At 61.9% G+C, this 9,174-nt stretch carries 10 protein-coding genes; 7 read left to right on the top strand and 3 right to left on the bottom strand.

What is annotated here, in order from left to right; all coding sequences use genetic code 11:
• Nucleotides 1-43 precede the first annotated feature (43 nt).
• The 3 genes from CO670_RS33140 (at nt 44) to CO670_RS29365 (ending at nt 1,574) form a co-directional block, all read left to right on the top strand.
• Nucleotides 44-190, top strand: a complete 147-nt coding sequence (locus CO670_RS33140; RefSeq protein WP_176539049.1) for a hypothetical protein — start codon at nt 44-46, stop codon at nt 188-190.
• Nucleotides 191-315: 125 nt separating this feature from the next.
• The gene (locus tag CO670_RS29370; protein ID WP_088677340.1) at nt 316-627 is read left to right on the top strand and encodes a DUF1883 domain-containing protein; all 312 of its coding nucleotides are present in this window, start codon (nt 316-318) and stop codon (nt 625-627) included.
• A gap of 272 nt (nt 628-899) precedes the next feature.
• Complete coding sequence (locus CO670_RS29365) at nt 900-1,574, top strand: VIT1/CCC1 transporter family protein (protein WP_097593507.1); 675 nt, start codon at nt 900-902, stop codon at nt 1,572-1,574.
• 31 nt (nt 1,575-1,605) lie between these two features.
• Here CO670_RS29365 and CO670_RS29360 read toward each other — a convergent pair whose 3' ends face one another.
• Together CO670_RS29360 and CO670_RS29355 are read right to left on the bottom strand one after the other, a co-directional pair.
• Complete coding sequence (locus tag CO670_RS29360) at nt 1,606-2,922, bottom strand: replication-associated recombination protein A (RefSeq protein WP_097593505.1); 1,317 nt, start codon at nt 2,920-2,922, stop codon at nt 1,606-1,608.
• Complete coding sequence (locus CO670_RS29355) at nt 2,919-4,322, bottom strand: DegQ family serine endoprotease (protein WP_097593504.1); 1,404 nt, start codon at nt 4,320-4,322, stop codon at nt 2,919-2,921. The genes CO670_RS29360 and CO670_RS29355 overlap by 4 nt, the downstream gene beginning before the upstream one ends.
• A gap of 258 nt (nt 4,323-4,580) precedes the next feature.
• Between CO670_RS29355 and CO670_RS29350 the strand changes: the two genes are divergently transcribed.
• Both CO670_RS29350 and CO670_RS29345 read left to right on the top strand, forming a co-directional pair.
• Nucleotides 4,581-4,961, top strand: a complete 381-nt coding sequence (locus CO670_RS29350) for a DUF1232 domain-containing protein (RefSeq protein WP_097593502.1) — start codon at nt 4,581-4,583, stop codon at nt 4,959-4,961.
• Nucleotides 4,962-4,986: 25 nt separating this feature from the next.
• Nucleotides 4,987-5,337, top strand: a complete 351-nt coding sequence (locus CO670_RS29345; protein WP_097593500.1) for a hypothetical protein — start codon at nt 4,987-4,989, stop codon at nt 5,335-5,337.
• Between the two features lie 51 nt (nt 5,338-5,388).
• Here CO670_RS29345 and ilvD read toward each other — a convergent pair whose 3' ends face one another.
• A complete protein-coding gene (ilvD, locus tag CO670_RS29340) occupies nt 5,389-7,227 on the bottom strand; it encodes a dihydroxy-acid dehydratase (protein WP_097593499.1) in 1,839 nt (612 codons plus the stop codon).
• A 335-nt stretch (nt 7,228-7,562) separates the two neighbouring features.
• Between ilvD and msrP the strand changes: the two genes are divergently transcribed.
• Together msrP and msrQ are read left to right on the top strand one after the other, a co-directional pair.
• Nucleotides 7,563-8,510 carry a protein-methionine-sulfoxide reductase catalytic subunit MsrP gene (gene msrP, locus CO670_RS29335; protein ID WP_097593497.1) on the top strand — a complete coding sequence of 316 codons (948 nt, stop codon included), beginning with the start codon at nt 7,563-7,565 and terminating at the stop codon, nt 8,508-8,510.
• Nucleotides 8,510-9,169, top strand: a complete 660-nt coding sequence (gene msrQ, locus CO670_RS29330; protein WP_097593495.1) for a protein-methionine-sulfoxide reductase heme-binding subunit MsrQ — start codon at nt 8,510-8,512, stop codon at nt 9,167-9,169. The genes msrP and msrQ overlap by 1 nt, the downstream gene beginning before the upstream one ends.
• Nucleotides 9,170-9,174: the final 5 nt, after the last annotated feature.

Here is a 9,174-nt window from a genome sequence, read left to right as displayed (position 1 = left end):
ACTCTCGCGGTTACTGCAAAGGTCAAATGCCATGCGAAACATCATGTCTTCCGCCTTCCACCCTCTTCGCCCACACAGGGTCACGCGCGGCAGCCGGCAGATGCGCGAGAAGCGCACCGCCCGGGCGCTGATCGTCTTCAGCATCCTGCTTGCCTGCGTCGAACTTTACATCGTTTACGCCGCGCTTTGAGCCATTCCACGCCTGGTTTCGGCGTGGCGGGAAACGCGGACTGGAGGAATGGCGGAGCTCCAACTTTTCGTTAACCGGCGTGCTGGTAAAATCTCGTTGTAGAGATTTCAGATGCCGCGAGACCGATGCCGAAACCGAACTTCCGCTTCACCCATTACGATCTCAAGGAACAACGCGCCGGGACGATCGTCGAGGTGTCGCTGAATGCGGTGAACAATGTTCGGCTGATGACGGCGCCGAATTTTCAGCGCTTCACCGAAGTTCTCGATTTCAAATATATCGGCGGCGTGGCGCGCAAATCGCCGGTCAAGCTTGCCGTCCCGGAAAGCGGCCACTGGCATGTCGTCGTCGATATGGAAGGCCATCACGGGCTGGCGGAATCCGCCGTGAAGGTGATCGCCGCGCCCGTCAATCAGAAAATGCCGCGCCCTTCCTGAGATTCGCAACACCGCGCATCTCCAGACGAGCCCGCAGAACGCGCTTCATCGAAAACCCGCGATCACGACGCATCCAATCATCCTGATCGTTGATCGCGATCAATGAATGAGACCGCTGCGTCGATCACAATTCTTCCGGCCGTCAGCCGGCACGCCCTTTCATGCTGCGAAAGCAATTGGGAGCCGAAGGCTGCCGAATAATCAGAGCATCACAGCGTCTTTGCGCGTCAGACCCGCGGCGCTGCAGATCTTCATCACGTGGGGAGCAGTCCATGACTTCGAACCCGACTGGCCGTATCACCACCATCATCGATCCCGGCGATGCGCTCGGCGAAGTCCTTTTCGGCTTGATTATGGCCCTGACTCTGACGGTTGGTTCGCGGCTTGTTTTTGAAGAAGAAGGATTAGATGTCCGGGAGCTGGTCGTCGCCACAATCGGATGCAATGTGGCCTGGGGGATCATTGACGCCGTCTTGTTCATCCTGGGTACGACGTTTTACAAGAGCAGGCGGCTGCGGCTTTTTCGGCAAATCAAAGCCGCCAGAAGCGAATCTGCGGCGCTCACCGCGCTTGCGCGTGAATTCCCGATTGAAAAAGCACCCTTCGCTGCCGAGGCGGCCGATACGGACGCTCTCTATCGATCGCTGCTGACGCTCGCAGGCCGGGCAGACCCTGTGAAGGTGTCGCTCGCAAAAGGCGATCTGCTTGCCGGAATCGCCGTCTTCCTCCTGGTTTCGGCGACCTCCATCCCGGCCGTTGCCCCTTTTCTTCTGATCGACAATGCCGACCTTGCCCTGAGAGCCAGCAACCTGTTTCTCATCATGCTGCTATTTGTGACTGGCTATGCGTGGGCGGCCTTTTCGGGAGGCAGACCCTTTTACGCAGGCATGACGATGACGTGTCTCGGATTGCTTCTGGTCGCGATAGCGATCGCTCTTGGCGGCTGAGCCCGTCACCGGCCGAGCAGACTTGGCCACGTCAGCGCGGATTGCGCTCCTTGCGAAGCTTCGCCCACCATTCCAACCGCTTGCGGATATCGCGCTCGAAGCCGCGCTCCGGCGGATCGTAGAAGGTCTGCCGGCCCATCTTCTCCGGAAAATAATCCTGGCCGGAAAAGGCGTCCGGCTCGTCATGGTCGTAGCGATAGCCTTCGCCGTAACCCTCGCCTTTCATCAGCTTGGTCGGCGCATTGAGGATATGCTTCGGGGGCAGCAGCGAGCCGTTCTGCTTCGCGGCCTGGCTCGCCGCCTTGAAGGCCGTGTAGACGGCATTCGATTTCGGCGCAGTGGCGAGATAGACGCAGGCCTGCGCCAGCGCCAGTTCACCCTCCGGCGAGCCGAGATACTCATAGGCATCCTTGGCGGCGTTGCAGATCACCAGCGCCTGCGGATCGGCAAGGCCGATATCTTCCACCGCCATGCGCACCAGCCGCCGGCCAAGATAGAGCGGGTCCTCGCCGGCATCGAACATGCGGGCGAGATAATAGAGAGCGGCATCCGGGTCCGAGCCGCGCACGGATTTATGCAACGCCGAGATCAGATTGTAGTGGCCGTCCTGCGCCTTGTCATAGACCGGAGCGCGACGCTGGACAATGCGCGTCAGACCTTCGGTGTCGAAGCTCTCGCCTTCGCGGGCTGCGCGCCAGACCTCCTCGGCGAGCGTCAGCACGGCACGGCCATCGCCATCGGCCATGCGGATCAGGCTGGCGCGCGCCTCTTCCGTCAGCGGCAGCGGCTTCTGCTCGATCGTCTCGGCGCGCTTCAGCAATTCCTCGAGGCTCTCCTCGTCATGCGACTTGAAGGTGAGAACGCGGGCGCGCGACAGCAGAGCGGCGTTGAGCTCGAAAGACGGGTTTTCGGTGGTGGCGCCGACGAGGATGACGGTGCCGTCCTCCATGACAGGCAGGAAACTATCCTGCTGGGCGCGGTTGAAACGATGGATCTCGTCGACGAAGAGCAGCGTCTGGCGGCCGTCCATGCGGCGCAAGCGAGCGGTCTCGAACACCTTCTTAAGATCGGCGACACCGGAAAAGATCGCCGATATCTGCTCGAAAGCCAGCCCCGCCTCGCCGGACAAGAGCCGCGCCACCGTCGTCTTGCCGGTGCCGGGCGGGCCCCAGAAGATCATCGAGCCGAGCGAGCCGCTTTCGATCATTCGCTTCAGGACGCCGTCTTCACCGGTCAGATGCTCCTGACCGGTGACATCGGCGAGCGTCTTCGGCCGCAGCCGGTCGGCAAGCGGCCGCCTGGCGGCAACCTCCTCCGGAACGCGCGGCGCGAAGAGATCGTCACTCATCGGAAGAACTGCCGGATGCGCTGACCGTCACGCTCGATCTCCACCCGCCACAGGCCGGGGTCGCTGTTGGCGATCTCGGCCAGTTCGCTGGTCGACTTCACCTCGGTGCCGTTGATCGAGACGATGATGTCCTTGGGCTCGAAACCGAGACGGGCGGCCGGCGAATCCTCCTTGATATCCGAGACGACGACGCCGGCCGATTCCGACGGCATGCGCAGTTCGTCGGCGACGCGCGGCGAGAGGTTTTCGACGACAGCGCCGGTAAAGGGCGTATGTCCGCCGATGGTGCGCTGGTCGCGCGGCGAGGTTTCCGGCGCACGGGCGAGCGCCAGCGACAACTGTTCCTCGCGGCCGTTCTCGATGACGGTGAGGTTCACCGACTTGCCGAAGCCGGCCGTCGTCAGGCGGTACAGCAACGCGTCGGGATGCTCAACCGGGATGCCGTTGACCGATGTGACGATCTGGCCGGCTTTCAGCCCAGCCTTCGCCGCCGGCCCGCCATCGGAGACCTTGACGACAAGCGCGCCGCGGACCCTGTCGAGCCCGAGAGCCTCGGCGACCTCGGACGTTACGGCGTCGAAGCTTGCGCCGACATAGGGCCGCTCGAAGGATTTGACGCCGGCATCGGCGGAAGCGAGGAAGACCTTGACGAGATTGGCGGGAATGGCGAAGCCGATCCCGTTCGAGCCGCCGCCACGCGAGAAGATCGCCGTGTTGATACCGATCAGCTCGCCCTTCATGTTCATCAGCGCGCCGCCGGAATTGCCGGGATTGATCGAGGCGTCGGTCTGGATGAAGAAGCCGAACTCGTTCCTGACCACCTGGTTGCGGGCAAGGGCGGAGACGATGCCGCTCGTGACCGTCTGGCCGACGCCGAAGGGGTTGCCGATCGCCAGCACGAGGTCCCCGACTTCCACCGTGTCGGAGTTGCCGATCGGCAGGGTCGGGAAGTTCTCCTTGGTATCGATCTTCAGCACGGCGAGGTCGACCCGGTCATCGCGCAGCACCACCTTGCAGGGGAATTCGCGGCCATCCGACAGCGCCACCTTGATATCGTCGGCGCCTTCGACGACGTGATTGTTGGTCACGACGGTGCCGTTCGCCTCGACGATGACGCCGGAGCCGAGCGAGGATTGCTTCTCGGACCGGTTCGGCATCTGCTGGCCGAAAAACTGCTCGAAGAAGGGATCACCCGCGAAGGGCGATTGGCGCTTGATGATCTTTTCCGCATAGACATTGACGACGGCGCCCGAGGTCTGCTTGACCAGCGGCGCGAAGGAGAGCTGCATTTGCATCTGGCTCTCCGGCACGGTTTTCGTGGTCTGCGCATGAGCGGCAGCCGGCAGAAGGAGCGTCAGAGCGAGCAGCGAGACGGAGGCGTGCTTGAACAGGCCTTGCATGGGTATCCCTTTTTGAATTCTCTTGAGCAACGTTGTAGAGCATGATGCCGAAAAGTGTGAGCGGTTTTCGGACGACATCATGCTCTAACTATTTCATTGCGAACAGGATTCAGAGTTTAGGCCAACCGGCCTAAAATCATCCTGTTCTGCGGCCCGACGCTAGAAAGGAAAGAGGGCGGAAGCATGGAAGAATGAGGCAGCCGGCGCCCAAGAGATTTTGCTTGAAGCCCTTGCCAATTCGATTCAGGAAGAGCGGCCATGCAACTGATATCAAAAGCCAAAATCTGGGCGAAGTCACTGAAACGTGACATCGTGGCGCTGTGGCTGGCCGCGCGTGACGCCCGCGTGCCGTGGTATGCGAAAGCGGTGGCTGGCGCGGTTGCAGCCTATGCGCTTTCGCCCGTCGATCTCATTCCCGATTTCATTCCCGTGCTCGGCTATCTCGACGATCTCGTCATCGTTCCGCTCGGTATTCTGCTGGCGATCCGGCTCGTTCCGGCCGCTGTCATGAGCGAGCTTCGCGCGGAAGCCGCAAGGCGCATCGAGCGCCCGTCCGGCCGAGCCGGATTGATCTTCATCCTTGCCGTCTGGCTCGTCTGCATCATCTTCCTGGCTCTGGCATTGCGCAAGCTCGCCTGATGGGCGGCAACAGGACAGAGGAACGATGACGAAAAAAGCGATGACGATGGCCTTTGGCATTGCGATCCTTATCCTTGGATGGGAGGCGGCCAAGGCGGCAAGCTTCGATTGCGATGCGAAAGAATTGAAGCCGGACGAAAAAGCAATCTGCGACAACCGCGCACTCAACGATGCCGATGTCCGGATGGTCACGACCTTCGAGCTGCTCTCCGGGCTGATGGCCATGGGCTCGCGCGGAACATTGCAGGACGAGCAGACGACCTGGCTGAAGAAGCGGCAGGAATGTGGGGCCGATGCGGCCTGTATCAAGGCGGCCTATGACGAGCGGATGAAGCAGCTCGGCGAGACCTATAAAAACATCAACCGGCCGCTTTGAAAGCGGCCGGTCGCCAAAGCAACTGACTTTTAATCAGCAGGTCGAGGTGCCTCAGCGGGCGTTCAGATCGCGCACGGCGCCGCGGTCGGCGCTGGTTGCGAAGGCGGCATAGGCCTTCAGCGCGGTCGTGACATTGCGCTTGCGGACTTCCGTGGGCTGCCAGCCCTTGCCGTCCTGCTCGGCGCGGCGAGCAGCGAGTTCGGCTTCGTCGACTCGCAGGCTGATCGTGCGGTTCGGGATATCGATATCGATCATGTCGCCTTCGCGCACCAGGCCGATCGTGCCGCCGTTGGCCGCTTCCGGCGAGACGTGGCCGATCGAGAGGCCGGAGGTGCCGCCGGAGAAACGGCCATCGGTGATGAGAGCGCAAGCCTTGCCGAGGCCCTTCGACTTCAGATAGCTCGTCGGATACAGCATTTCCTGCATGCCCGGGCCGCCCTTCGGGCCTTCGTAGCGGATGACGACGACGTCGCCGGCCTTGATTTCATTGGCGAGGATCGCCTTGACCGACGCGTCCTGGCTTTCGAAGACGCGGGCGGGGCCGGAGAATTTCAGGATCGATTCATCGACGCCGGCCGTCTTGACGATGCATCCGTCGATCGCAAGGTTGCCCTTGAGCACGGCAAGGCCGCCGTCCTTGGAGAAGGGATGCTCGACCGAACGGATGACGCCGTTCTGGCGATCCGTGTCGAGCTCGTCCCAGCGGGCCTCCTGGCTGAAGGCAACCTGGGTGGGGATGCCGCCGGGTGCGGCGCGATAGAAGTTGCGGACGGTTTCGCTGTTGGTGCGGGTGATGTCCCAGCGATCGATCGCATCGCCAAGCGTCTCGGCGTGGACGGTCGGGCAATCGCGGTTCAGGAGACCGCCCTTCTCAAGCTCTCCGAGGATCGACATGATGCCGCCGGCACGGTGGACGTCTTCCATATGCACGTCGCTCTTGGCCGGCGCGACCTTCGACAGGCACGGCACGCGGCGCGACAGCGCGTCGATATCGGCCATGGTGAAATCGACCTCGCCTTCATGGGCGGCGGCAAGGATATGCAGGACGGTATTTGTCGAACCGCCCATGGCGATGTCGAGCGCCATGGCGTTCTCGAAGGCCTGCTTGGAGGCGATGGTGCGCGGCAGCGCCTTGACGTCGTCCTGCTCGTAATAACGGCGGGCGAGATCGACGATCAGGTGACCGGCCTCGACGAACAGGCGCTTGCGGTCGGCATGGGTGGCGAGCGTCGAGCCGTTGCCGGGCAGCGACAGGCCGAGCGCTTCGGTCAGGCAGTTCATGGAGTTCGCGGTAAACATGCCGGAGCACGAACCGCAGGTCGGACAGGCCGAGCGCTCGATGACCTTGACGTCTTCATCAGAGATCTTGTCGTCGGCTGCGGCGACCATGGCATCGACGAGATCGAGGGCATGTGTCTTGCCGTGCAGCACGACCTTGCCGGCCTCCATCGGGCCGCCCGAGACGAAAACCGTGGGGATGTTAAGACGCAGCGACGCCATCAGCATGCCGGGGGTGATCTTGTCGCAGTTGGAGATGCAGACCATGGCATCGGCGCAATGGGCATTGACCATGTATTCGACGCTGTCGGCGATGAGCTCGCGCGAGGGCAGCGAATAGAGCATGCCGTCATGGCCCATGGCGATGCCGTCGTCGACGGCTATCGTGTTAAATTCCTTGGCGACGCCGCCGGCAGCCTCGATTTCGCGGGCGACGAGCTGGCCGAGATCCTTCAGATGCACGTGGCCGGGCACGAACTGGGTGAAGGAATTCACCACCGCGATGATCGGCTTGCCGAAATCCGAATCCTTCATGCCCGTGGCGCGCCAAAGGCCGCGCGCGCCCGCCATGTTGCGGCCGTGGGTCGTGGTTCTGGAACGGTAAGCTGGCATCGGTGTCTTCCTCGACGTATCGGAAATATCAGGCGAAGCGGGCGGCTGTGGAGCTTGCGGGCCAGGCAATCGCTGCTGTTTGGAATTGTCCTAATCCAATCGAGGGGGACTGTCACTACCGGGAAGGCCAAATCCGGTACGCCGCCGGATGAAGCAATATGACGCGCATCGATCATATACGGTTCGACGAGACGTTTTGTTACAGCCTATTCCATCACAGGCGAACACAAAAAATTGGCTTCCCGTCGATCATATTCAAGGCATAGAGATTGATCCGAACATGCGGGCGGTTCGTTTAGGGACTATACTCGGAAAGCCGCCCAGGAGGTTTTGACATGCCGACCTATCGCCCACCGAAAATCGCCTCGTCTGAGATCACGCCGCGCCAGGTCTATGTGCGCCGCCGCGAATTCCTCGGCGCTGCAGCGCTCGGCGCCATGGCGCTTTACGGCGCGGGCAAGGCGAGCGCGGCCGCCCTTTCCGCCGTTCAGAGCAAATACAAGGTCGACGACAAGACGACGCCGCTCAAGGATGTGACGACTTACAACAACTTCTATGAGTTCGGCCTCGACAAAGGCGATCCTGCCGCTCTTTCCGGCGATTTCAAGCCGTTGCCTTGGACGGTCAAGGTCGACGGCATGGTCAACAAACCGGGCACCTTCGACATCGAGGCGCTGATGAAGGAATTCCCGATCGAGGAGCGCACCTATCGGATGCGCTGCGTCGAGGCCTGGTCGATGGTCATCCCCTGGGACGGCTTTCCGCTGGCATCGCTGCTCGACAAGGTGGAGCCACTCGGCAGCGCCAAATACGTCGCCTTCGAAACGGTAGTGCGGCCGGAGGAAATGCCGGGGCAGAAGGGTCTCTTCCAGTCGCTCGACTGGCCCTATGTCGAGGGTCTGCGCCTCGACGAGGCACGTCATCCGCTGACGCTGCTTGCCGTCGGGCTCTACGGCGAAACGCTGCCGAACCAGAACGGCGCGCCGATCCGCCTCGTCGTGCCCTGGAAATACGGCTTCAAGGGCATCAAGTCGATCGTCAGGATCACCCTCACCGACCAGCAGCCGAAGAATACCTGGCAGGTGACCAATCCGCAGGAATACGGCTTCTATGCCAACGTCAACCCGGCCGTCGACCATCCGCGCTGGAGCCAGGCCACCGAACGGCGCATCGGCGAAAGCGGCTTCTTCGGCGCCAGCCGCCATCCCACCCTGCCCTTCAACGGTTATGCCGACGAGGTGGCGAGCCTTTATGCCGGCATGGAGCTGAAGGCGAATTTCTGATGGCGGAATTGTCGTTCGCCATTCCGAAGCGCTGGCAACCCGCTTCCGTCTGGCTGCTTTATGCCGTGGGGCTCGTGCCTGCCGCCTGGACCTTCTATCTCGGCGCGACCGATCAGCTCGACGCCGACCCGGTCAAGACCTTCGAGCTCTTCCTCGGCATCTGGACGATCCGCTTCCTGATTTTGACGCTTGCCGTATCCCCAGCCCGCGAGCTTTTCGGCTGGAACTATCTGCGCTATCGGCGCGCCCTCGGCCTGTTGACCTTCTACTACGCGCTGATGCATTTCACCGTCTACATGGTGCTCGACCAGGCAATGGATATCCAGGCCGTCATCACCGACGTGCTGAAGCGGCCTTTCATCATGTTCGGCATGGCCGGCTTAGCCCTGCTTGCGCCGCTCGCGGCAACCTCCAACAATTTCTCGATCCGCCGCCTCGGCAAGAACTGGACCTGGCTGCACCGCCTGGTCTACATCATCGCCGCCTGCGGGGCGCTGCACTTCGCGCTTTCGACCAAGATTCTCGATTTCGAGCAATATATCTATATCGGGCTGATCATCGCGCTCATCCTCTACCGCTCCTGGCGGCCGATCGCGCGCAGCCGGAAAAAAGAGCAAGGACGGCCGCGCGGCCAGACCGTAAGCTCATCAGCTTCGTGACGATC

It is taken from the genome of Rhizobium sp. J15, from assembly GCF_002531825.1.
Classification (GTDB): Bacteria; Pseudomonadota; Alphaproteobacteria; order Rhizobiales; family Rhizobiaceae; genus Rhizobium.
The sequence above is the reverse complement of the archived record's forward strand: the minus strand, read 5'-3'. Positions and strand labels throughout refer to the sequence as shown.